28 protein-coding genes are annotated in these 21881 nt (G+C 39.8%); 13 read left to right on the forward strand and 15 right to left on the reverse strand.

The window, feature by feature from the left end:
- Nucleotides 1-14: 14 nt before the first annotated feature.
- The 6 genes from CKW02_RS08900 (at nucleotide 15) to CKW02_RS08925 (ending at nucleotide 2007) form a co-directional block, all read left to right on the forward strand.
- The gene (locus CKW02_RS08900; protein ID WP_003211762.1) at nucleotides 15-518 is read left to right on the forward strand and encodes a TlpA family protein disulfide reductase; all 504 of its coding nucleotides are present in this window, start codon (nucleotides 15-17) and stop codon (nucleotides 516-518) included.
- Between the two features lie 71 nt (nucleotides 519-589).
- Nucleotides 590-715 carry an FbpB family small basic protein gene (locus tag CKW02_RS08905; protein WP_003211002.1) on the forward strand — a complete coding sequence of 42 codons (126 nt, stop codon included), beginning with the start codon at nucleotides 590-592 and terminating at the stop codon, nucleotides 713-715.
- A 51-nt stretch (nucleotides 716-766) separates the two neighbouring features.
- Complete coding sequence (locus tag CKW02_RS08910; RefSeq protein WP_008357830.1) at nucleotides 767-910, forward strand: acid-soluble spore protein N; 144 nt, start codon at nucleotides 767-769, stop codon at nucleotides 908-910.
- A 13-nt stretch (nucleotides 911-923) separates the two neighbouring features.
- On the forward strand, nucleotides 924-1166 hold the full coding sequence (tlp, locus tag CKW02_RS08915) for a small acid-soluble spore protein Tlp (RefSeq protein ID WP_003211760.1): 243 nt from the start codon (nucleotides 924-926) through the stop codon (nucleotides 1164-1166).
- A gap of 103 nt (nucleotides 1167-1269) precedes the next feature.
- Nucleotides 1270-1692: an acyl-CoA thioesterase gene (locus tag CKW02_RS08920; RefSeq protein ID WP_003211985.1), complete on the forward strand. Its 423-nt coding sequence runs from the start codon at nucleotides 1270-1272 to the stop codon at nucleotides 1690-1692.
- A gap of 3 nt (nucleotides 1693-1695) precedes the next feature.
- Nucleotides 1696-2007 (forward strand): hypothetical protein, encoded by a 312-nt coding sequence (locus CKW02_RS08925; RefSeq protein ID WP_003211646.1) that lies wholly within the window; start codon nucleotides 1696-1698, stop codon nucleotides 2005-2007.
- A gap of 39 nt (nucleotides 2008-2046) precedes the next feature.
- Here the strand turns inward: CKW02_RS08925 and CKW02_RS08930 are convergent, their stop codons facing one another.
- Nucleotides 2047-2334: a HesB/YadR/YfhF family protein gene (locus CKW02_RS08930; protein ID WP_003210876.1), complete on the reverse strand. Its 288-nt coding sequence runs from the start codon at nucleotides 2332-2334 to the stop codon at nucleotides 2047-2049.
- A 99-nt stretch (nucleotides 2335-2433) separates the two neighbouring features.
- A complete protein-coding gene (plsY, locus tag CKW02_RS08935; RefSeq protein WP_003212462.1) occupies nucleotides 2434-3015 on the reverse strand; it encodes a glycerol-3-phosphate 1-O-acyltransferase PlsY in 582 nt (193 codons plus the stop codon).
- Nucleotides 3016-3169: 154 nt separating this feature from the next.
- Here plsY and CKW02_RS08940 point away from each other — a divergent pair, with 154 nt between their 5' ends.
- The 3 genes from CKW02_RS08940 to parC all read left to right on the forward strand — a co-directional run bounded on the left by CKW02_RS08940 (nucleotide 3170) and on the right by parC (nucleotide 8406).
- Nucleotides 3170-3583: a CoA-binding protein gene (locus tag CKW02_RS08940; RefSeq protein ID WP_003211692.1), complete on the forward strand. Its 414-nt coding sequence runs from the start codon at nucleotides 3170-3172 to the stop codon at nucleotides 3581-3583.
- A 414-nt stretch (nucleotides 3584-3997) separates the two neighbouring features.
- A complete protein-coding gene (gene parE, locus CKW02_RS08950) occupies nucleotides 3998-5965 on the forward strand; it encodes a DNA topoisomerase IV subunit B (protein ID WP_095117801.1) in 1968 nt (655 codons plus the stop codon).
- A gap of 2 nt (nucleotides 5966-5967) precedes the next feature.
- On the forward strand, nucleotides 5968-8406 hold the full coding sequence (parC, locus tag CKW02_RS08955) for a DNA topoisomerase IV subunit A (RefSeq protein ID WP_003212124.1): 2439 nt from the start codon (nucleotides 5968-5970) through the stop codon (nucleotides 8404-8406).
- A 52-nt stretch (nucleotides 8407-8458) separates the two neighbouring features.
- Here parC and CKW02_RS20585 read toward each other — a convergent pair whose 3' ends face one another.
- From CKW02_RS20585 to CKW02_RS08965, 3 genes are all read right to left on the reverse strand, one after another.
- On the reverse strand, nucleotides 8459-8584 hold the full coding sequence (locus CKW02_RS20585; protein ID WP_003210976.1) for a hypothetical protein: 126 nt from the start codon (nucleotides 8582-8584) through the stop codon (nucleotides 8459-8461).
- Nucleotides 8585-8627: 43 nt separating this feature from the next.
- Nucleotides 8628-8963: a hypothetical protein gene (locus CKW02_RS08960; protein ID WP_003210975.1), complete on the reverse strand. Its 336-nt coding sequence runs from the start codon at nucleotides 8961-8963 to the stop codon at nucleotides 8628-8630.
- Nucleotides 8964-9156: 193 nt separating this feature from the next.
- A complete protein-coding gene (locus CKW02_RS08965) occupies nucleotides 9157-10329 on the reverse strand; it encodes an MFS transporter (RefSeq protein WP_003211173.1) in 1173 nt (390 codons plus the stop codon).
- A 176-nt stretch (nucleotides 10330-10505) separates the two neighbouring features.
- Here CKW02_RS08965 and CKW02_RS08970 point away from each other — a divergent pair, with 176 nt between their 5' ends.
- Nucleotides 10506-11585: an isocitrate/isopropylmalate dehydrogenase family protein gene (locus CKW02_RS08970; protein ID WP_003210864.1), complete on the forward strand. Its 1080-nt coding sequence runs from the start codon at nucleotides 10506-10508 to the stop codon at nucleotides 11583-11585.
- A gap of 433 nt (nucleotides 11586-12018) precedes the next feature.
- On the opposite strand, the gene CKW02_RS08975 is transcribed toward CKW02_RS08970, so the two are convergent.
- From CKW02_RS08975 to CKW02_RS08995, 5 genes are all read right to left on the reverse strand, one after another.
- The gene (locus tag CKW02_RS08975) at nucleotides 12019-13122 is read right to left on the reverse strand and encodes a threonine synthase (protein WP_003211442.1); all 1104 of its coding nucleotides are present in this window, start codon (nucleotides 13120-13122) and stop codon (nucleotides 12019-12021) included.
- A 72-nt stretch (nucleotides 13123-13194) separates the two neighbouring features.
- Nucleotides 13195-13572 carry a RidA family protein gene (locus tag CKW02_RS08980; protein WP_003212275.1) on the reverse strand — a complete coding sequence of 126 codons (378 nt, stop codon included), beginning with the start codon at nucleotides 13570-13572 and terminating at the stop codon, nucleotides 13195-13197.
- Between the two features lie 11 nt (nucleotides 13573-13583).
- Nucleotides 13584-14234, reverse strand: a complete 651-nt coding sequence (locus CKW02_RS08985; RefSeq protein WP_003211123.1) for a helix-turn-helix transcriptional regulator — start codon at nucleotides 14232-14234, stop codon at nucleotides 13584-13586.
- A 162-nt stretch (nucleotides 14235-14396) separates the two neighbouring features.
- The gene (locus CKW02_RS08990) at nucleotides 14397-15077 is read right to left on the reverse strand and encodes a TetR/AcrR family transcriptional regulator (protein ID WP_034619866.1); all 681 of its coding nucleotides are present in this window, start codon (nucleotides 15075-15077) and stop codon (nucleotides 14397-14399) included.
- Nucleotides 15078-15119: 42 nt separating this feature from the next.
- Nucleotides 15120-16289 (reverse strand): FAD-dependent oxidoreductase, encoded by a 1170-nt coding sequence (locus tag CKW02_RS08995; protein WP_003212490.1) that lies wholly within the window; start codon nucleotides 16287-16289, stop codon nucleotides 15120-15122.
- 255 nt (nucleotides 16290-16544) lie between these two features.
- On the opposite strand from CKW02_RS08995, the gene CKW02_RS09000 reads away from it, so the two are divergent.
- On the forward strand, nucleotides 16545-16733 hold the full coding sequence (locus CKW02_RS09000; RefSeq protein ID WP_003212116.1) for a hypothetical protein: 189 nt from the start codon (nucleotides 16545-16547) through the stop codon (nucleotides 16731-16733).
- 71 nt (nucleotides 16734-16804) lie between these two features.
- Here CKW02_RS09000 and CKW02_RS09005 read toward each other — a convergent pair whose 3' ends face one another.
- The 3 genes from CKW02_RS09005 to CKW02_RS09015 form a co-directional block, all read right to left on the reverse strand.
- Nucleotides 16805-17152 carry a DoxX family protein gene (locus CKW02_RS09005; RefSeq protein ID WP_034619864.1) on the reverse strand — a complete coding sequence of 116 codons (348 nt, stop codon included), beginning with the start codon at nucleotides 17150-17152 and terminating at the stop codon, nucleotides 16805-16807.
- A gap of 91 nt (nucleotides 17153-17243) precedes the next feature.
- Nucleotides 17244-17669 carry a MarR family winged helix-turn-helix transcriptional regulator gene (locus CKW02_RS09010; protein ID WP_003211572.1) on the reverse strand — a complete coding sequence of 142 codons (426 nt, stop codon included), beginning with the start codon at nucleotides 17667-17669 and terminating at the stop codon, nucleotides 17244-17246.
- Nucleotides 17670-17741: 72 nt separating this feature from the next.
- Nucleotides 17742-18311 carry a TetR/AcrR family transcriptional regulator gene (locus tag CKW02_RS09015; RefSeq protein WP_003211446.1) on the reverse strand — a complete coding sequence of 190 codons (570 nt, stop codon included), beginning with the start codon at nucleotides 18309-18311 and terminating at the stop codon, nucleotides 17742-17744.
- A gap of 268 nt (nucleotides 18312-18579) precedes the next feature.
- Between CKW02_RS09015 and CKW02_RS09020 the strand changes: the two genes are divergently transcribed.
- Together CKW02_RS09020 and CKW02_RS09025 are read left to right on the forward strand one after the other, a co-directional pair.
- Nucleotides 18580-19506, forward strand: a complete 927-nt coding sequence (locus tag CKW02_RS09020; RefSeq protein WP_003211311.1) for a DsbA family protein — start codon at nucleotides 18580-18582, stop codon at nucleotides 19504-19506.
- A gap of 11 nt (nucleotides 19507-19517) precedes the next feature.
- Nucleotides 19518-19835, forward strand: a complete 318-nt coding sequence (locus CKW02_RS09025) for a monooxygenase (RefSeq protein ID WP_003210842.1) — start codon at nucleotides 19518-19520, stop codon at nucleotides 19833-19835.
- A 95-nt stretch (nucleotides 19836-19930) separates the two neighbouring features.
- On the opposite strand, the gene CKW02_RS09030 is transcribed toward CKW02_RS09025, so the two are convergent.
- Together CKW02_RS09030 and CKW02_RS09040 are read right to left on the reverse strand one after the other, a co-directional pair.
- On the reverse strand, nucleotides 19931-21076 hold the full coding sequence (locus CKW02_RS09030) for an alpha/beta hydrolase (RefSeq protein ID WP_003212500.1): 1146 nt from the start codon (nucleotides 21074-21076) through the stop codon (nucleotides 19931-19933).
- Between the two features lie 357 nt (nucleotides 21077-21433).
- Entirely contained in the window at nucleotides 21434-21856 is a 423-nt protein-coding gene (locus tag CKW02_RS09040; protein ID WP_003211471.1) for a cytidine deaminase, read from the reverse strand.
- Between the last annotated feature and the right edge of the window lie 25 nt (nucleotides 21857-21881).

Genomic DNA, 21881 nt, shown 5'->3' on the forward strand with positions numbered 1-21881 from the left:
GTGGAGGATCAATCATGTGGAAAAAAGGAATAGCAAGCGCTGTTTTACTTGTGTTGATTGGTTTACTTGTGTGGAATTTACTTGAACCAAAAGAGCCCGCAATCGGTCTTGAAAAAGGGGATCAAGCCCCTGATTTTGAACTTAAAACCCTTGATGGTCAAACGGCCTCGTTATCTGATTACAAAGGGAAAAAGGTGCTCGTCAATTTTTGGGCGACATGGTGTAAGCCATGTAGGACAGAAATGCCAGATCTAGACGCGGTTAGAAGCGAATATGATCAGGTCGAAGTACTTGCTGTGAATTTGACGACCACAGAAAAAAGTGTAGATCATGTTGCAGCATTTGCAGATGAATTAAAGCTGAGCTTTCCTATTTTATTAGATCAAAAAGGCATTCAAGCACGATATCAGGTGCTTTCATACCCCACGACATACATATTAGATGAAAAAGGACGCATCATGTCTGTGAAGCATCAAATGCTGACAAAAAAAGAAATTGAGCAAGAGCTGGATCTATAATGATTCAGCTTTTTTGCTTATTTTCTAAATGTTTTGGCGAAAATGAAATACAAACATTGGAGGTGAGTACAATGAGAAGAAGAAAACGACGTACATTTGAAGAGCTTGTACTTGAAAATAAAAAAGAATTATTAAGCAATGAGGAATTTTTAAACCAGCTTGAAGAAAAGTTGGAAGAGCGATTTAGACAGAAATAAGTTATGAATTATCCTTTTTCGTTCATCCTAAAGAAGAGGGAGGGATGAATGATGGGTAGAGAGCATGATAAACAAGCGCAGTTTACACCAGACCATTTAGGGACAAAACCTGTAGCATACAAACGCAATAAAGGTAAAAAGATGCATAATAAATCAAATGAACAGCCTGATGTGATCCAGACGAAGGGCGAATAAGGAGGGAATCAAGATGAATGGAAAGTCATATCAATCCAATCCAGATGATCGTTCTGATAATGTTGAAAAGCTGCAAGATATGATTGAAAACACCCTTGACAATATCGATGAATCTGAAGCAGCGATGGCCCTTTCGACAGATCAAGAAAAACAGATGATTAAGCAAAAAAATGAAAACCGAAAAATGAGCATAGATGCCATGCGTTCTGAAATCAAGGACGAAGAGGCAGCAAGAAAAAATGGCTATACTGAATAAACCAGGGATCCCTGGTTTATTTTATTGCCTCCTTTTAGAAGAACCATTTCGATTGTGGTAAAATGGCAGAGAACTTAGGTTTTGATAGGAGAGCGATGAAAACGTGTATGTATCTAAAAAAGAAATAGAAGTCCGTTATGCAGAAACAGATCAAATGGGCATTGTGTATCATGCCAATTATTTAATCTGGATGGAAGTCGGCAGAACAGCACTGATTAAAGAATTAGGATTTTCCTATGCGCAGCTAGAAGCAGACGGCGCTCTTGCACCCGTTATAGATTTGCAGGTGAAATATAAAAAACCACTCCTGTACGGTGAAACAGCGACCGTTCATACTTGGATTGAAGAATACAATGGACTCAAAACGGTGTATGGCTACGAAATTCAAAAGCCTGATGGACAAACAGCGATTACAGGGACAACCTCGCATATTTGTGTAGACAAAGACACCTTTAGACCTATTCAATTTAGAAAAGCATTTCCTGCCTGGCACAAAGTATATGAACAGTCGAAGAAGCAGGTTTAACTTATGGCGTTTGGTCTTAAAAGAAGCGATCTAAATGCGTGGAAATCAGCTGTTCAGCAGGGAAAAATGGCCTTTTTAACTCATTATTGGCTTGATGACCGTTTCCCGCATGCTAATACCGTCACTAAAGCAGCCTGTCAGGATATGAAGCAGTTAATTGAATGGGGAGAAAAGCATGGACTTAAAAAAGAATGGATTCATGACCGCGCAGGGTTTCCTCACTTTGACTTGATCGGTGAACCACAAAAAAGAATCCTGCAAAAGGAGCGGGCTTTAGGAAACATTCAGGAGTATGGGTTATATATTGAAGGATAAAACAAAAAAGATACCCGAGGGATGAGGTATCTTTTTTGTTTATTCATAATGGAATTCTGGTTCTTTTACAGACTCGTTATAATCAATATGCAGATCATGGTTGTCAAAATACCAAATATCACTTTCTTCTACAAAGAAAGTAATACCTTCTATTTCAGCGGTTGCGCCGGCATTTTGAGGTTCATCTTTTGCGACGCCGAGAGAAAAGCCTTTTTGTACATTACTGCACCCGCCATATCTCACAAAAAAGCGAACTTGATCACCTTTTTCTAAATCTAATTCATCCTTGTACCAATTAAGTGCATCTTCTTTTATCGTTAATTTCAATGTGATCGCCCCTTTTTGAAGTCATGCTGTTTTTTAAAATGCAGGATGCAAAAAACAGCTTTTCTTTACTTTTACCACAGAATGAAACTTATGAAACGGCTAGAGCCATTTGATTTTCGGTTCAGTTTTGTTGAGGATTCGTTTGAGGTTGGCGATGTGTCTGTAGATCACAAAACCAGCAAGAACGGCAACAACAATGATTAAGAATACGTCTTTGGTGAATATGCTGTAAATGAATGTATAGATGCCGGTCAGCATAGATGATAATGAAACATATTTACTAATGTATAAAAATAAGAAAAAAGCAGCGATCATCGTGATAAATAAGAATGGGGCATAAAATAATAACACGCCGCCAGATGTAGCGACTGCTTTTCCCCCTTTAAATTTTGCAAAGATAGGAAAGCTGTGACCGATAACAGCAGCAACCCCTACTAATAAGGGATGAATGTCCAGTTGCATGAAAAACGGTAAAGCAGAAGCGAGAGTCCCCTTTAAAATATCAGCAGAAATAACGATAGACCCTGCTTTTACGCCAAGCGTACGAAATGCATTCGTCGCACCTAGGTTGCCGCTGCCATGTTCACGGATATCAATCCCCTTTGCAGCTTTCCCGACAATGAGACCGGATGGAATACTGCCGAGAAGATAAGCCAAAATAAACATCAAAGCAATTAACATCTGCATAACTCCTTTATATTCTCCCTCTTGTCTTACATTTTAACATGATCTTATGAAAAACATGGGGATCTTTTTTTGAAAAAATCAAAAGCAGATGGATTCAGCTTTGTTTTTAAGCAGAAGTTCGCTAAAATAGAGGAAAAGGGGTGTTTGGATGAATCATCCTTCGAAACAAGAAATTGGCCGCATATTAAAAAGCAGTAAACGAATTGCTGTTGTTGGTTTATCAGATCAACCGCACCGAACGTCATATATGGTGTCTAAAGCGATGCAGGATGCCGGTTATGAGATCATTCCGGTGAATCCAACGATCGATGAAGCACTTGGTGTGAAAGCAGTCGCTTCACTAAAAGATATCAAAGAGCCTGTTGATATCGTGAATGTTTTTAGACGTTCAGAGTTTTTGCCCGAGGTAGCAGAAGAATTTCTTGAAATAGACGCACCTGTTTTTTGGGCGCAGCAAGGCATTTATCACGAAGAAGCGAAAAGGCTGATTGAGGAAAATGGCAAGGTCGCCATCATGGATTTATGTATCAAGGTGGCTCATGCAATGACAAAAACTCATTAAATCGTCAAAAATCCTTGGTTTTCAAGGATTTTTGCTTTTTTGTTACAGAAATATATTTGCGATTCTAGAAGAAAGCGATAAAATAAGGCGACAGGGACATATCGGTGATCTTGCATAACAAGAAAAAGAGCGATAAGATAAAAATAGAACATTTGTTCCGTTTTGTAAAAATCATCATATGATTGCATTTGGCTTATCAAACAGTCTTGTTTATAATGGACTTCTAGTTCTCATTGCAGAATGTAGAACTTTCTCATAGCCGTGCAAAGGAGCATGTTTTGTTGAACCATACATGCATGGTGATGATGCAGCTTATTAAAGTGGACAGTAATGAGCAGCATGATCATCATTAAATCTAGAGAGATCATTTGATGGTTTGCCGGTTATGTTTGTTAGTGAAAGGGGATTAAGCATTTGGTTAAAAAGCAGCAAGTAGATTATAACGATGATTCTATTCAGGTGCTAGAGGGACTTGAAGCGGTCCGTAAACGTCCAGGGATGTATATTGGGTCAACGGATTCACGCGGTCTTCATCACCTTGTCTATGAGATTGTAGACAACTCTGTCGATGAAGTACTCGCTGGCCATGGAGATCATATCGTTGTCAAAATACATAAAGATAATAGCATTTCCGTCCAGGATAAAGGACGCGGGATGCCTACTGGTATGCATAAGCTTGGAAAACCGACACCTGAGATCATTTTAACAGTCCTTCACGCAGGCGGAAAATTTGGTCAAGGCGGATATAAAACAAGTGGTGGGCTTCACGGAGTTGGGGCATCTGTTGTAAACGCGCTGTCAGAGTGGCTTACTGTCACAATTGAACGTGATGGCTTTATTTATCATCAGCGCTTTGAAAACGGCGGAAAGCCTGCCACATCACTTGAAAAAGTCGGAAAAACGAAAAAAACCGGGACATTGATTCATTTTAAACCAGATCGATCTATGTTCAGCGTTACAACCTATAATTTCGATACGTTATCAGAACGTTTAAGAGAATCTGCCTTTTTATTAAAAGGATTAAAAATAGAGCTGATTGATGAACGACATGATGTACAAGAAACCTTTTATTATGAGACGGGCATTGAAGCCTTCGTTGCTTATTTAAATGAAGAAAAAGATGTTCTGAGTGAAGTGGTCTCATTTGAAGGAGAGCATCAATCCATCGAAGTAGACTTTGCATTTCAATTCAATGACGGCTACTCGGAAAATATTCTTTCTTTCGTCAATAACGTGAGAACAAAAGATGGCGGTACGCATGAGTCTGGTGCCAAAACGGCGATGACAAGAGCCTTTAATGAATATGCGCGCAAAGTAGCCCTTTTAAAAGAAAAAGACAAAAATTTAGAGGGCACTGATATTCGCGAAGGGCTGTCAGCTATTATTTCTGTCAGAATTCCTGAAGAACTGCTTCAATTTGAAGGCCAGACAAAAGGAAAGCTTGGGACAAGTGAGGCTCGCTCAGCTGTTGATGCTGTTATTTCTGAAAAGCTGGCTTATTTCCTTGAAGAAAACCGTGAAACAGCGACTCTTCTTGTGAGAAAAGCGATTAAAGCGCAGCAGGCAAGAGAAGCTGCTAGAAGAGCACGTGAAGAAGCAAGGAGCGGCAAGAAACGGAAAAAGTCCGAAGCAACACTGAGCGGAAAATTAACACCTGCTCAATCTAGAAACCCCGCAAGAAACGAATTGTACCTTGTAGAGGGCGACTCAGCGGGCGGGTCAGCAAAACAAGGACGTGACCGTAAATTCCAAGCGGTGCTGCCGCTTCGTGGAAAGGTCATTAACACAGAAAAAGCGAAACTTGCTGATATTTTCAAAAATGAAGAAATCAACACCATTATTCATGCGATCGGTGGAGGCGTCGGTGTCGATTTTAATGTAGAAGACATCAATTATGACAAAATCGTAATCATGACAGATGCTGATACAGATGGAGCGCATATTCAAGTGCTTCTGCTCACATTCTTCTACCGCTATATGAAGCCGCTGATTGAGCATGGCAAAGTGTTTATTGCACTACCGCCTTTATATAAAGTCAGCAAAGGCTCAGGAAAAAAAGAAGTTATTGAGTACGCATGGTCTGATGAAGAAATGGATGACGTACTGAAGAAAGTTGGAAAAGGGTACACGATTCAGCGCTATAAAGGTTTAGGTGAAATGAACGCCGACCAGCTATGGGAAACGACAATGAATCCAGAATCGAGAACACTTGTCAGGGTTAAAATCGACGATGCTGCACGTGTGGAACGCCGCGTCACGACATTGATGGGTGACAAAGTAGAACCACGTCGTAAATGGATTGAAAAGAATGTCGCCTTTGGACTTGATGAGGAAAGCAACATTCTTGAAAATGAAAACTTGTCGCTAGCTGAGGAGGTTTAAACATGGCACAACAAGAACGATTTCATGATTTACCATTAGAAGAAGTAATCGGAGACCGGTTTGGTCGCTATAGTAAATATATTATCCAAGACCGCGCGCTTCCAGATGCGCGAGATGGACTAAAGCCTGTACAACGAAGAATTTTATATGCGATGTACGCAGAAGGCAACACGCAAGATAAAAACTTCCGTAAAGCCGCGAAAACAGTAGGTAACGTGATTGGTAACTATCATCCACACGGTGACTCATCTGTTTATGAAGCGATGGTGAGAATGAGTCAGGATTGGAAAGTACGGAATGTGCTCATTGAGATGCATGGAAATAACGGGAGTATCGATGGTGATCCGCCTGCTGCCATGCGTTATACGGAAGCAAGGCTATCTGCGATTGCTTCAGAGCTATTAAAGGACTTAGACAAGGAAACGGTCGAGTTTGTCGCAAACTTTGATGATACAAGCAAGGAACCCGTTGTTTTACCAGCAATGTTTCCAAACCTTCTCGTGAATGGATCAACAGGGATTTCTGCTGGTTATGCCACTGATATCCCGCCGCATCATCTAGGAGAAGTGATTGATGGTGTCATTAAACGAATCGAACAGCCGCATTGTACGGTTGAGGACTTAATGACGGTCATCAAAGGTCCAGATTTCCCAACAGGCGGTATCATTCAAGGGGTAGACGGCATTAAGAAGGCTTATGAAACAGGCAAAGGAAAGATTATGATTCGCGGAAAAGCGGAGATTGAAACCATCCGCGGCGGGCGCCAGCAAATCGTGATCACAGAGATTCCTTATGAAGTGAATAAAGCCAACCTTGTCAAAAAGATGGACGAGTTCCGAATTGAAAGAAAAGTGGAAGGAATTTCAGAGGTTCGAGACGAGACTGACCGGACTGGGCTTCGAATCGTAGTTGAGCTGAAAAAAGAAGCAGATGCAAATGGTGTTTTGAATTTCTTATATAAAAACTCAGATCTGCAAATCCCGTATAACTTTAATATGGTGGCGATACATAATCGTAGACCAACCTTAATGACGCTGACAACTATACTTGATGCATATATTGCTCATCAAAAAGAAGTGGTGACGAATCGCTCAGCATATGAGCTTCGAAAAGCGAAGGAACGCCACCATATTGTAGACGGATTAATTAAGGCGCTATCCATCTTAGATGAAGTCATTGCCACAATCCGCTCTTCTAATGATAAGCGAGATGCGAAAAACAACTTGATGGATAAATATGACTTTACAGAAGCGCAATCAGAAGCGATTGTTTCCCTCCAGTTATATCGTTTAACGAATACGGATATTACGCAATTAAGAGACGAAGCAAGTGAGCTTGATGTGCGTATAGCAGAACTTGAAGACATTTTAGGTAACGAGAAAAAGCTGCTAAAGGTCATTACAAACAGTTTGAAAAAGCTCAAAAAGACATATGCTGATGAGAGACGATCTGTCATTGAGGAAAAAATCGAAGAAATTAAGATTAACCTAGAAGTGATGATTGCCTCAGAGGATGTTTACGTCACGGTGACGAAGGATGGGTACATCAAACGGACAAGCCAGCGCTCCTATGCTGCATCTAACGGTAAGGACTTTGGCATGAAGGATACAGACCGCCTGATTCATCAGTTTGAAATGAATACAACGGATGTCCTCCTATTGTTCACGAATAAAGGGAGCTACATTTATTGTCCTGTGCATCAGCTGCCAGACATACGATGGAAAGACATGGGGCAGCATATCACGAATATCATTTCAATTGATCGTGATGAATCCATCCAAAAAGCCATTCCAATTAAAGAATTTGATGAAACATCGTATCTGCTGTTCTTTACAAAAGGCGGAATGGTGAAGAAAACAGAGCTTCTGCAATATAAAGCGCAGCGCTATTCGAAACCGCTTGTCGCCTTGAACCTAAAAGGGAACGATGAACTCGTGGATGTCCATGTGACAACAGGACAGCAGGAATTGTTTATTGCGACGAAAAATGGCTACGGATTGTGGTTTGATGAAGAAGAAGTAAGTGTTGTTGGTCCGAGAGCGGCTGGTGTCAAAGGAATCAACTTGAAGGACGGGGACGAAGTAGTCTCTGGCCAGATCATTGATCCGAAAAACGATGTCCTTGTGCTGACGACACAAAGAGGGGCTGTGAAGCGAATGAACCTCTCTGAATTTGATAAAACATCTAGAGCCAAACGCGGAGTTCTGATGCTAAGAGAATTAAAGAAAAACCCGCATCGTATTGTGGCTGTCATTGCTGCATCACTGCACGACACACTTGAAATGGATACAGAGAAGGGTGCAACGATTCCGCTTGATATCTCTACTCTCAGAGCGAATGACCGTTATAGCAATGGATCATTTATTGTAGATGAGGAAGAGCAGGGAGAAGTAACGCATGTCCTTGTCACACCTCAACCTGCACCAGATGACAATAAATAAGCAAACGAAAACCCCCTGGATAAACAGGGGGTTTCTTTTATATACGGGTCATTTAGCTCTCGTGGCTGCCAAACATGTTTGTAATGGCGTGCACTACTTCAATTCCTTGGTAGACGAAAAGAGAAAGTGAAGTGACAGAGAATAGACCTAGAATGAATACTCTTAAGAAAAATAACATCGTGTAAAACCTCCCAATTTTTGTTTTGTTTTAGATGGTTGGGTTAAACACGAGATAGTCGGAAATAAGAAGATTGATAGAACACTGCAAGTAAATGCTTCTTTTTCCGGTCATATTGATCAGTATGAGTGATGCGTGCAAATCCAGCTGTCATACTGCCAATCATCAGCAGTACTGTAAATGCGGCAAATACTGCGCTCACATGTTTTTGTTTCTTTTCATCGCCCATTGTCTGAGCGATTTTCATCTCATGTGATTCTTGATCGGCAACCACCTTTGCATGATGGTATACCTGAACGGAATGAGGCATTGAGAACAAATGAAAACTTGCAAGTGCTATGAATAAGACAGCTAATTTTAGCAGCATATTTTTTTTCATTTATCTCACCCCTTCCTGTTTATTTTCATGATCTTATCACGTTTTCTGTTATTTGAAAAGTCTTATTTTTTTACTTTCCCTCTTTAAAAAAGCGATAAACATCAGGACATTTATAGGACTGTTTCACTTCATGAAAGGTTTCAATTTTATTTTTTAAATTTAAAAAAGTGCCATGATCGAGGATCAGACACTTTTAGTGAACTTGTGATGTACGCGGTTTTGCGACAGCTTTTGTAAAGATTCCTGCAATACATATGGCGAATAACACAAAAATAAAGGCATGAAGCAGTCCTACTTGATTGGCAAGCAGCCCTAATATAGGCGGCCCAGAAAGAGAGGCGGTGTAACCTGATAAGGTCACAATGCTGACGCGTTTGACGGCGTAGCGGCTATCATCACCAGCTGCCGAAATGGTTAGCGGGAAGCCTAAAGAAGCGCCAAGTCCCCATAAAAAGATGGATATCATACACACTACGAGTGAAATTTTTAAAATGACTAACAAGAGTCCGGCAGCTGCTGAAAAAATAGCGACTCTTAGCAATAACACCCTGCCAAATCGATCAATTAAACGTCCGCTGATCAGTCGTCCACTAATCATCCCGCACAAAAATAAAGCATAGATGACGGTACTCATGGAATGTGAAACCTGGTACCCATCTACCATCGCAAGGGGAATCCAATCATTTGCAGAGCCTTCTACAAATGCAAGACATAAGGCGATCATCGCAAGAGATATCGTCCGTTTGTTCAGCCATGCCGCATGAGAACCATCAGTTGTATCTGTTTGCTTCTCAAGCTGATCCTTTCCTGTCCCGTGCGGAATAAACCGTGTACAAATCAAAATGCTGAGAAAGAAAAGAATGGCAATGATCAGAAGGTGAATCAACACAGATACCCCTAGATGGATAAAGAGAATGCCAGCACCTGCACCGATTAACGTGCCAATGCTGAAGGAAGCGTGCAAAATAGGCAGGATGGTTTTCCTGATGCTGTACTCAATTTCTGTCCCTTCTAAGTTCATGGCCACATTGCACATGCCTGAGCCCGCTCCAAAAAGAAAAAGACCGGCTGTGACAACAAGGGTAGAAGAGAGCGTTGAACCAATAGCGAGAGTCGTGAATCCAGTGAACATCAAAAAAGCGCTGATCACAATGGCCACTCGTCCGCCTTTTTTTCGAACGAATATATTGGAAAGGACAAGTCCAACAATAGAACCAACAGATAAGCCAAGTAAAATAAGTCCCATTGTCCCTGTATTCGCTTGTAATAAATCTCTAACTTCTGGTGTCCGTGAAAACCATGTAGAGATGGAAATACCAGACATCGTGAAAATGATGATGATTGCTTTATACCATTTTAATTCCATCTAATCCCTCACATTTAATGATATATATTACAGAACAAATCTACTCGATTATAAATGAGACTTCCTGATTCGTAAATAACATGAGAAAAGGTCATGCTGAAATTTTAGTAACAAGAAATGGCGCCTTCACAATTCTTCTGGTGAGAAGTAAAATAAAGACAAAGGAGGCGGATTTTGTGCAGTCATATCGAATCGGTGTATTGAAAGGTGATGGAATTGGACCAGAAATTGTACAAGCAAGTATGTGCATCTTAGAGGCAGCGCTGTCACAGTTTCATGAGTCATTTGTGGAATTTGTAGAATGTCCAATCGGTTTTGAAGCCATCCATTCTCTTCACCAAGATCCTGTGCCGACATCTACTAAAGACGAATTGAAAAAATGCCATGGATGGATTTTAGGGCCTCATGATTCTGCTTCATACCCAGACATATTTAAAGAGAGGAGAAATCCAAGCGGAGAGCTCCGTCATACGTTTGATCTATTTGCGAACATTCGTCCATCTCAATCGTTACCAGGGGTACAAAGCCTTGTACGAGACGTCGATCTCGTTATTTTTCGAGAAAATACAGAAGGCTTCTATCCAGATCGGAACATGTATCATGGGGTAGGAGAGTGGATGATTACACCAGATGTCGCTATATCTACAGGTGTATTTACAAAAAAAGCGATAACACGTATTGCTCATGCAGCCTTTCAAAGTGCGATGAAGCGCAGGCAAAAGGTTACTATTGTTCATAAGGCAAATGTTATCAAATTAGGGTCTGGCTTGTTTTTGCGAACATGCCAAGAGGTAGCAAAAGCGTATCCGCAAGTGGCGGTAGAGGATGTACATATCGATGCAATGGCGGCTCACTTAGTGAGGCGTGCAAGTGATTTTGATGTCATTGTGACAGAGAATATGTTTGGTGATATTTTATCTGATTTAACAGGTGAGCTAGTCGGAAGTTTAGGAATAGCGCCTTCATTAAATTGTAACGAAGACCAAGCCATGGCACAGGCGGCACATGGATCAGCACCGGATATCGCTGGGCAGAATATCGCCAACCCAATTGGCATGATTCTTTCTACAGTGATGCTTTGTGACTGGTTACATGCGAAATATCATGATGAAAGGTTAAAAAAGACGGCAGCTCTTATCGAACGTACACTTCATAAGATCATGAAAATGAACATTAAAACGAAAGATTTAGGAGGAAACGAGACGACGACCCAATTCACAGAGGCATTCCTTCAAACCATGAATCTATATAAATAGAAGGGAGGGTCAACAAGAAAAGATGATCCACGGAGAATCTTTTCTATCTAATGATCAAACGCTGATGACAGATCGGAAAAAAAACAATCCATTTTAAAGGAATTGTTGGGCGCTTGCAGTGACATTGAATGTTGGATTTTGATTTTTTCTTTTTTGTCTCAATAAGATAAGTATACTTAGTGTTGAGACATCGAAAATTCATTCATGCTTTAACTTCCTAGAATATATATTATGTAAACTAATAAAAAGAAATGAATAAATATCAAAAACCTCTACTACCTCTTCAATAAATCAAATCGGTCATAAAGGTTTTTGAATCAAAGTGCATTTAATGAGCTGTCATCGGATCAGTTGACGTAACCTAACAGCAACGGTCTTACAAACATCTGGCATTAAGTAACTATCAGAATCCGAAAGATCCAGCAATGGAGGGTTATTTTGATTTAATCCCTGCACCACAAAGAGGTATGACAATGGTTTCTTCTGGTTTCTTTTGATATTTCATGTAGCCAGCTAAATTGACTGCAGATGTCATTTCGACATAAAATCCTTTCTCACTTAGTTTAGAACGTGCATTCAGAATTTCATCTTCTTCAATATCAATAAACGTACCATTAGTATCTAGTACAGCTTCTAAAATTTGTTTGGAGCGTGCTGGAGCAGCAATGGCGATCCCTTCTGCTAAGGTCCCTTTATTCGTCACAGGTGATGCTGATTTTTCTTCATTTTGATAAGCTTTCACAAGGGGTGCACAGTTTTTCGCTTGTACGGCAACGATTTTCGGTATGTTATGAATGAGACCATTTTCAAATAACTCTTTAAAGCCATAATATGCACCGAGGAGGAGAGTACCGTTTCCAACCGGAATGATTAAAGCATCAGGTGCTCCTTTTAGTTGCTCATAGATTTCATAGGCGTATGTTTTTGTGCCTTCAAAAAAATAAGGGTTATAAACATGACTTGCATAAAAAACGCTTTCATTGCCTACTGCCTTTTGTGCCGCAGCTGCAATGTCCTCTCGCGTCCCGTGAATTTCTTTAATCGTTGCTCCATGTGCTTTTATTTGAGCGACCTTTTTAGGTGAAGTGTCATCGCTTAGATAAATGTCACAGGCAATACCACAACGTGCTGCATAAGCTGCAATCGCTGTTCCTGCATTCCCACTACTATCAGCAATCACTTTTGATACCCCGAGTTCCTTAGCCTTTGTCATTAGAACTACGGCTCCTCGGTCTTTAAAGGATAATGTCGGCATCATATAATCAACTTTTACATAAGTGTTTGGCTCATTAGGATCTAGAACGATTAAAGGGGATTGACCCTCCCCCATTGTGACAGTTTCCCAAGTCTTAGAAGCTTTTGAAAATGGCATGGTTTCAACATAACGCCATAATGAATTTGGATAGTGATCCCAAGCTGCGACGTCTATTTTCGGGGTATCTTTCACTAGATTTAATACTCCACCACAATCACATTTCCATAGAGTTGGTGTCATCTCATATTTTTTCCCGCAATGGTTACAAATCAATTGATTCATCAATCATCAACCCCTTCAAATATTTTTTTATACGAAATATAATTTTTTATATAGAGTAGACAAAAAAAGATCTTAAATATATGCAATGGCATCAATTTCAATTTTGAAACCAAAATGTAATTCATTCGTTGGTACAATAGTACGTGCTGGTTTATGTTCACCGAAAAAATCAGTATAAACAGCATCAACTTTGTCCCATAAGTGAATATCCGAAATGTATAATGTCATGCGCAAAATCTTCTCTTTGTTACTTCCAGCAGCCTCTACAATCATCTCTACATTCTTAAGCGCTTGTAATGTCTCTTCTTCAATGGGGGGGCCGAACTCTTTTTCTCTCGTTTCGGGATTGATGGCAAATTGTCCTGAAACATAGACCGTGTTTTGATGAATGGTTGCGAATGCATAGTGTCCGTTTGATTTTAGATTTCCTACCTTGAGTATGCTTTCCATTTTGACTCTCCTTACCTCGATTTATTTTTGATTTCATCCAAATAGCTATAGACGGTTACTTTGGAAATGCCTAACATAGATGCGACCTTCTCAACAGATCCTTTCATTAAAAAAATGCCCTTTTCATCCATGAATTTAATTAGTTCAATTTTTTCATGACGTTTCATGACTGGATGAACACTGTTTTGAATGATTTGTTGAATCAATTGATCTACTATTTCTTCCACATTTTCAAGATCATCATTTGATGTTGTTTCTTTCTCTGGAGCTTCCACTTGTGTAGAAAGAAAAGTATCCATAAATTGCTGCATTTGATTCAGGGCTTCAACATCAAAGTTGATACAGAAAGCACCAATCACTTTTTGCTTTGAATCACGTATTAATGAAGTCGAAGAACGAATCGTACGCTTATCTTCTGTAACAAATGTATAGCCAGCCAGATAATCTTCTTTAAAATCTTCTGATTGTAATACAGTCTTTACTAGATGATCAAATGATTGGCCGATTTGTCTTCCTGTCACATGGTTATTTACTGTAAACATGACAGATGCTTGAGGGTTCGTTAAATCATGAATAACCACTTCACAATTTGGTCCAAACATTTTTGCTGTAGATTTTGCTAAAGGAATATAACTCTCTAATAAATTTTTAATATGTTCCATGCCTAAGCACCTCATTTTTTTATTCCACTAGATTATATAATTTTTTATATATAAAAACAATATATAGATTTATTTATATATCATGATGCTCACAAGATCATAAATGTGAAAATCACCATATAAAAAAAGCAGCCATTGACTGCTTTTTGCTTGTGCTCCTTTCTAATTGATTTCTTTCTGGATTCCATACAAAATGACGTCAATTCCCCATCGGAACCGTTCCATTGATACGGTATCACCTGCAAACATTTCTTCTTTTACACTATGAATGAAAGGAAAACGCGTTTTGTCTGCATCATGAAATGTTTTTTTAATGTCTGAAATCTGCGAAGAGTCATGTTTCTTCCAAGAGACCTTTTCGTAAGCTACCGAAGATACGTATAACAGCAATAGGTCTACTCCCCATGCAGCGGATGTAGATTTGATCCCGCCTTCATTTAATGCAGCGAGAATACGTTCGGTCAACTGAAGAAAGTTCGTTCCTTGTGGAATGGTGGAAAGAGAAATTTCAGCGAGACCAGGTTTTTCGAATAGCAGTAGGAAATAAGTATGCAATATGTCAAATAACTGTTCTTTCCATGTGCCATTCTCTGAATCTGGGTAAACCATTTGGCCGAGACCATAATCCAATACGTAAGCACTGAGTCCTTGGAAATTGTTCACGTAGACATACAAGGATGCAGGTCCCGTATCCAATGCTTTAGCCACCTTACGCATACTCATGCCCTCTATTCCTTGCTCCTTAAGAAGCTCATAGGCCGTTTTCACAATCAGCTCACGGCTTAAGGGTTCTTTAGCCGGCCGAGACCGGCGACTTATAATACGACGATTTGAATTGTTCATACTCTCTTTATAACATGTCAAAGTAAAATAGTAAATTAAGCATCAATCACCGTTTTCTTGAAAAGAATTCATCATATCTGCAAGCTTGACCGCAGCGTCTTTTGAAAAACACAGTTTTAAACTATTCTCCGATTCATGTGCCTTTTCCGATGAATATTCGTACATCATGTCTTCGTATTCCTCAATGGCCTTTTCAATATCATGAGGATGTCGGACAATAGCAAGTGCTAGCTCCCTTGCATCAAACATCGCCATGTTTACACCCTCGCCTGCGAATGGTGACATGACATGAGCTGCATCACCGATAAGCGTTACTCCTTTATGACGGTTCCATTTAAAACCGGTAGGAAGCGTATAAATCCGTCTTGGAATGATGGCATCTTCTGCATAACGAATATACTTTTTCAGCTGATCATCCCAATCACTAAATAACTCTAATAATTGTTCTTTTGCTTCTTTTGCTTGATGAAACGGTATACCACAAGTCTCGATCCAGCTGCGTTCTACCATAAGGCTTGCATACACTTTGATTCGTCCATCTCCGTTTAACTGCCCAATTATCCCTTTGTGATCTGCTAAAGCAAACATCTTACCACGTTTATTAAATTCAGCTAAATCAGGGTGGTTCGCCTCTACGCTTAGGACATTCAATTCCAGCATCGTGAGCCCAGAGTATTCAATCTCAATATCTGTTAACAGAGGACGCACACGAGAAAATGCACCATCAGCCCCAATCAAAAGGTCAACTGTCTCGACAACCCCGTTTTCAAAATGAAGCTCCGTCATGCCGTTTTCTAATGAAACGCATCTTTCTAGTTTATATCCATATTTGATGTTTGCAGCATCAATTTGATCTAACAGCAGTTCGCACAACACACCACGATCAATTTCTGGACGAGTGCCTTTTTGATCTGATTCCGTTTCTTCATCTAAATAAATTCTTCCTGATTTATCAAGTAATCTGAAATCTTCTCCTTCATAACGGGCGTTCTTTTGAAATTTCTCATAAACTCCTGCTTCTTTTAATGCTTTTTGGCCTGTTTCTTCGTGAATATCCAGTGACCCCCCTCTTTCAAGACTCATGTCATACATCTCCCGTTCATAGATGGTTGTTTGTATACCGTAATTTTGCAGAATTAAGGCGAGTGTTAGCCCCCCAGGTCCCCCTCCAATAATAGCGATTTGCTTTTGGTCCTTAGATAATGCCGTCATCGTATGCATCTCCTCTTCCTTTATGGAAATCGTTTAAAACTACCTCTTATTTATATTATAACGAACATTGTTCGTAAAGAACAGTGTTCGTTTAAAATCGTTTGTTTCATGATTGTGTTTTAATGAAAAGAAACCAATCACCTGCTATCATATGTTACACTCCATCTAGGAATGTTAAAGGATGTCGAATCATAGCAATGATTCTTGGATCAGTAGGCTTCCATTGTTCTAACTCTAAGTGTAAGAGGTGTTTCTATGAATAAATTATTGGCAATGTTGATATTAGGATTGGGCTTTAGTGGTGCCGCGCTCATTCTTTCTGTCCCTTTGTTATTCAAATCCAAATTAGAACAATCTGGGCTGATGTTTGTTGCTGGATCAGCAGGCGCTTTCGCAGTTTTTGCTGTCTCATGCCTAGTTCTTCAAAAACGATTCAATCGCTAAAAAACCTAAACACAATCCACCATTAGAACAATGGAGATTTGTTTAGGTTATTGCGACTTCTTGATATGAATTTAAAGAATGTGGTATAAGCTGACCCCAATACTGAGAGCGAATAAAACAAGTGCAGGGATTGCTTTTTTAAAGGGATCTTTGGCCAATACGATCAGAGTAAATGCTGCTGCCAGCATCGTGCCTCCTAACAATAAGCCTGATAATAATGCTAATGTTGGCATCCATATGCCGGCTAGCATTCCAGCAGCGCCTATTAACTCAAGAGCCCCCGTTAAAATATTGAAAAATGCGGGTAAACCAAATCGTTTGAACTCTTCTGCCATTTTCCCTGATATGATTTTCGTTCCTGTGAGGAAAAAGAAAACGGCCAATACAATTTGTAGAATAAGAATGAAAATAGTGATCACATCTTTCTAAGTTATTTGACCAAAAGGTGAAATTTATATGTCATAGCATATATCGTACAAAAATAGAGGTTGTTCCTACCTTACAGATTTATCAAGATGAATAGTGTGAATGAAATAATTTGTTTAAAAGTAATTTTAATTGTTGAATCTCTTCATCGCTTAATTGATTTGTCACAGTTCGATGTGCATCCATGACGACAGGAAGAATCGCCTTTTTGATCTCGTCCCCTTTTTCTGTTAAAAACAGGTGATGTGAGCGCCGGTCTTGTTCATTATAGATTTTTTTGACAAGCCCTTTTCGTTCCATTGACTGGATCATTCTTACGACAGTGGTTTGATTTTTATCAATGCCTTCTGCCAATTCCTTTTGAGTCGAGCCTTTTTCACGGCTAAGAATACTAATAATGCTCCACTGTTCTGGTGTAACTCCGTACGGTTTTAACCTATTTGTAAAATAATTCGTCATTTTCACATCAGTGCGATGAACGAGAAAACCTATTAAATCATGTAACTTCATGTAAACACCCTCTAACAACTTTATATGCTATAGCATTTATATTAGTGGAGTGGTTAAACATTGTCAAATTGTCTACCTGTTATGCTTAAAATCAATTCCTGACATGATATACGGCAATGCTGATTTGATAAATTTTTCTGAAGAAATGTGCGAACTATTCTTTCTCCACTCAACAGAAGCTCCGTGAATTCCCCAACTTAAAAAAACAGCCGTGACCTTCAACACTTGTTTTTCGACATTTGTATATTGATTCACTAACAATTGATAAAAAATAATTTCAAGCTGTTCTCGAACAATCGGAGCAAGTTCAGTTTCATATTCTACTTGGCAGCGGTTATGCAGAGATTGTTGAAAACTGGCTAGCGCTTTAAAGATATTCATCATTGTATCTTCATCTAGTTTACTATTATTAAAATTGATACTTTCTAAATTAATCGACAATACTTCTGAGAGTGTTTTATCCAATAAATCGTATTTATCCTCAAAATGATAATAAAACGTCGCTCGGTTAATCATGGCTTCTGCTGTCACATCTTTCACCGTAATATCCTTAAATTCCTTTTTCGATGAAAGCTTGATGAAAGACTCCATGATTAATTTGCGCGTTCTTAATACGCGCGGATCTGTCTTTGTCTGCGTCATCTTCTTCCTCCTTCTTTTTAAACAAATGCTTGAATCTGTTGGATAAACAACAAATTGAAGAAATTATTGGTGTTGATCTCACTCATTCTGTCTTAAGATTCAATTGTAAAGCAAATGATTGATTCAAACAACTTATAGAAAATGAAGTTTTCTTCAAAATCGAGGAGGAAAAATCATGATGAAAATGAGGTTGTATCTTGGTCTACTGCCTCAAAAACCATTAGAAATTAATGAACATAGATAATGAAACAGAAAAGAGGAAATCAACTTGAAAAACAATGACATGTTTTGTGATTTAGAAACTGGTGTATGCGGTGTAGGTGAAGAAGAAGATATCCAGGTCATTGACTTTCACCAACCTAAAAAATCCATTACGCTCTACTATGTAACAGATCCGATTTGTTCTCATTGCTGGGCAATTGAACCTGTCCTGCGTCGTTTTAAAGAGCAATATGGACATTATTTTCATTTCCAGACTGTGCTTGGTGGACTGCTAGAGAAATGGCATGACGGTCCAATTGATCCCGCAAACGGAATTTATAAGCCTGCTGATGTCGCGGGTCACTGGAGAGAAGTCGGAGAACATTCTCGCATGCCAATTGATGGGTCCTTAATGATTGACAATCCTGTTCAATCCTCCTACCCGTCCTCTCGCGTGTTCAAAGTGATTCAAAAACATCACGGTGATGAACGAGCCTATACGTTTTTACGCCGTGCAAGAGAAGCACTATTTGCATTCAATCAAAATATATCTGATATTACGGTTTTGATTGATATCGTCAACAACCTTGGACTGAACGGAGATGTTATTTTACATGAAGCGGAGCTCCCTAGCGGACAAGACTTATTAAATCAAGATTTTGCTCTTGTTCGAGACCTCGGTGCAAGAGGGTTTCCGACCATCATCTTCGTCAACGAAGAAAATAAAGGAGTTAAAATCACGGGTGGTCGACCGTTAGACGTCTATGTTGATGGATTAAAGCAAGCTTTAAACACTGTAGAGATTCAACCGAAGAAGCTCCCAGCTGTTTCTGCCTTGCTCGAAAAAGAAAAACTACTATTCTCTAAAGAGATTGAAGTAATGTACGATATTGACCAATCGGATGTGCGGTCATTTATGGAGAAAGAACTTTCACAAAAACCGTTTCAAATGAAAGAAGTTCTAGGGGAACAGTATTTCACAACTTCAACATAAGGAGAATGACGATGGCTTACGTATTACAAGTAGATTTTAAGATGAATGGCCCTTTTGGGGATGAAATGGCAAAAGAGTTTTCTGATTTAGCGAGAAGTATTAATCAAGAGGACGGGTTCATCTGGAAGATATGGACGGAGAATTCTGAGGAAAATGAGGCTGGCGGGATTTATTTATTCGAAACAAAAGAAGCAGCTGAAACATATCTCGATATGCATTCTAAAAGAATCACTAGCTTTGGCATAACAGACATCAACGCGAAAATCTTTGACATTAACTCTGAGCTGACTCATATCACAAAAGGCCCATTAAAAACGCATAAAGATTGACAAACGAAAAAAAGAGCAGTTGTTGGCTGCTCTTTTTGCTTATGAATTAAATAAGATATTCAACTTTAAGGCTGCTATCAGCAGCTTCCCCTATCTCACTTGTTGCTGGTTTTCTTGATTAAGTCTACACCTTCATATGACAGGCTTTCTACACGTACAGCCTTTTGCAGGATGTAATGATCAAAAAAGGTCTTCGTATAGTCCGTCACAAGATTTCGCATCTCTAATACATCCCTTGTGCCTCTAATTTCCTCATCTACACCGGTAAACACGATGTCACAGTAATCTAAATGTGCAGCACCATCAACAGAGAAATAATAGGTTTCCATGCTGTTGTTAGCACCAATGATCGCATTCATATAATAATTCGGTTCAGAAAACAGGAGCAAAAAGGGTTTATTGAGGTCGCTGTCGAGAAGGCCGAATGCACCACTATCTAAGCCAACCCCGCAGACAAACCGGTCGTCATCCCGGCAAACAATAGCCGCTGTAGGCCCGCCATAAGAATGCCCGGCGATACCCATGCCCGTGTCGAGTAGCAGTCTGTCATGAAAGATAGACTTCCATTCTCCAGAGTCTAGTCTGTGAAGATAATCAGCTACGTACCTTACATCTTCTGCCTGTCGTTCACTATATCTTGTTAACTCGTTAATGATTGGCAAGGTAAGGATGTTATGGCACATCTCAATAGCCGTTTTATCGTCAGGGCGCATTTTCATCTTACTAGCCAGCGCCATCATCTCTGGATCTTCAGAAAACGCCATAATGACATCCGAAAAACCCTTTGAGACATTCACCAGCTTCCCATCTTTCCGTTTATACATGGTGCTATCCTGATGACCGATACTGACGACAACATACCCTTGGCTTGCCATGTCTGTACAGATGGCTGTCCCCCATTCTGGTGAACCACCCCCGCCGCAAACATAGAATACCACTGGATAGCGCTTTTCCTTCCCGGAAAGAGCAAGATCGTCATAACAATGAGTCTTGATATCGGTAGAGAAGAAGTTTATTTCCTTCAAATATTCAGTGACAAGTGGCTGCTCATGAAGCATCTCGTAGACTTCAGGAAACATGTACGTTGATGCAGTCTTCCCTTCGCTGCTATCGGACGGATAGTACACAAACGCGGTCAATTCTCTTTTTGAGTGATCTGATGCCGTATACTCAAAATCCATCTGGGTGCGTCCGGCAGTATAGCCGCCAATTGGTTCTGGGAATATGTCATACCTTTTCATATTTTGATGCCCCCTTCATCATAAAAATAGATATCCGCTCTTTGCTTGGTGAGTATCGTTTTGTGATATAATCTTGAGTCAAAGACAAGCGCTAAGAGAAATGGAATGAACTTGCTGAATGGAATTCATGAGAGAAGGTAAATGATGACCCTGCTCTTTCTGACGATGAACGGAAAATACTAGCGCGTAGTCTGCGAAAGCTTGAGCATATGGAACAATATATTTTTAACACGGCGCATATGAAGAAAATACATGGGGCTACTTTTGTTGAGCGATTTTTCTGTCATCTTGAATGCAGTAAGGATCACACTTGATGTTTTCTGCATCCATCCTCCTACTGTATATCTATGGGGCACATCAGCTTCGAGTATATTTGAGCGGTATGAGTTCTTCGATTTTCACCTTGACCAGCTCCCCAGCCATCTCGATGATGACAAAACATGCTGGTCCGAAGTCTGAAATGAGCTCTCGGCAGATGCCGCAAGGGCTTACTACTCTAATTTTTCTATCTTCTTCATCTGAATAGGGATGTCTCACTGCCACAATTGTATCAAAATCCTTATGTCCATTCGATAAAGCACTGCCAATCGCAATGGCTTCTGCACAAACAGTTACCCGTCCGATATAGGCTTCTATATGGACAGCCGACATTATTTCTCCTGTTTTCATGCGGATCGCTGCCCCTACATGGTGTTTATCATCTTCATAAAGACTGATAATCTTCTTTTTTGCTTCGTCTATTAATTCAAGATCTTCTTGGGATAAATCAAAAGTTTCCAACGTGTTCTCCTTCCCCTTCCATGCT

It is taken from the genome of Bacillus pumilus (assembly GCF_900186955.1).
Taxonomy (GTDB): Bacteria; Bacillota; Bacilli; order Bacillales; family Bacillaceae; genus Bacillus; species Bacillus pumilus.

Bases quoted from the DNA above. Each gene is read 5' to 3' on its own strand.
- parC (WP_003212124.1), top strand. From the start codon at position 5,968: ATGGCACAACAAGAACGATTTCATGATTTACCATTAGAAGAAGTAATC.
- CKW02_RS08995 (WP_003212490.1), bottom strand. From the start codon at position 16,289: ATGACGGCATTATCTAAGGACCAAAAGCAAATCGCTATTATTGGAGGG.
- CKW02_RS08905 (WP_003211002.1), top strand. From the start codon at position 590: ATGAGAAGAAGAAAACGACGTACATTTGAAGAGCTTGTACTTGAAAAT.
- CKW02_RS08910 (WP_008357830.1), top strand. From the start codon at position 767: ATGGGTAGAGAGCATGATAAACAAGCGCAGTTTACACCAGACCATTTA.
- CKW02_RS09000 (WP_003212116.1), top strand. From the start codon at position 16,545: ATGAATAAATTATTGGCAATGTTGATATTAGGATTGGGCTTTAGTGGT.
- CKW02_RS08940 (WP_003211692.1), top strand. From the start codon at position 3,170: ATGAATCATCCTTCGAAACAAGAAATTGGCCGCATATTAAAAAGCAGT.
- CKW02_RS08985 (WP_003211123.1), bottom strand. From the start codon at position 14,234: ATGGAACATATTAAAAATTTATTAGAGAGTTATATTCCTTTAGCAAAA.
- CKW02_RS09010 (WP_003211572.1), bottom strand. From the start codon at position 17,669: ATGAAGTTACATGATTTAATAGGTTTTCTCGTTCATCGCACTGATGTG.
- CKW02_RS20585 (WP_003210976.1), bottom strand. From the start codon at position 8,584: ATGTTATTTTTCTTAAGAGTATTCATTCTAGGTCTATTCTCTGTCACT.
- CKW02_RS09030 (WP_003212500.1), bottom strand. From the start codon at position 21,076: ATGAAAAGGTATGACATATTCCCAGAACCAATTGGCGGCTATACTGCC.
- CKW02_RS08975 (WP_003211442.1), bottom strand. From the start codon at position 13,122: ATGAATCAATTGATTTGTAACCATTGCGGGAAAAAATATGAGATGACA.
- CKW02_RS08900 (WP_003211762.1), top strand. From the start codon at position 15: ATGTGGAAAAAAGGAATAGCAAGCGCTGTTTTACTTGTGTTGATTGGT.
- CKW02_RS09025 (WP_003210842.1), top strand. From the start codon at position 19,518: ATGGCTTACGTATTACAAGTAGATTTTAAGATGAATGGCCCTTTTGGG.
- CKW02_RS08925 (WP_003211646.1), top strand. From the start codon at position 1,696: ATGGCGTTTGGTCTTAAAAGAAGCGATCTAAATGCGTGGAAATCAGCT.
- CKW02_RS09015 (WP_003211446.1), bottom strand. From the start codon at position 18,311: ATGACGCAGACAAAGACAGATCCGCGCGTATTAAGAACGCGCAAATTA.
- CKW02_RS08980 (WP_003212275.1), bottom strand. From the start codon at position 13,572: ATGGAAAGCATACTCAAGGTAGGAAATCTAAAATCAAACGGACACTAT.
- CKW02_RS08960 (WP_003210975.1), bottom strand. From the start codon at position 8,963: ATGAAAAAAAATATGCTGCTAAAATTAGCTGTCTTATTCATAGCACTT.
- plsY (WP_003212462.1), bottom strand. From the start codon at position 3,015: ATGTTAATTGCTTTGATGTTTATTTTGGCTTATCTTCTCGGCAGTATT.
- CKW02_RS08965 (WP_003211173.1), bottom strand. From the start codon at position 10,329: ATGGAATTAAAATGGTATAAAGCAATCATCATCATTTTCACGATGTCT.
- tlp (WP_003211760.1), top strand. From the start codon at position 924: ATGAATGGAAAGTCATATCAATCCAATCCAGATGATCGTTCTGATAAT.
- CKW02_RS08990 (WP_034619866.1), bottom strand. From the start codon at position 15,077: ATGAACAATTCAAATCGTCGTATTATAAGTCGCCGGTCTCGGCCGGCT.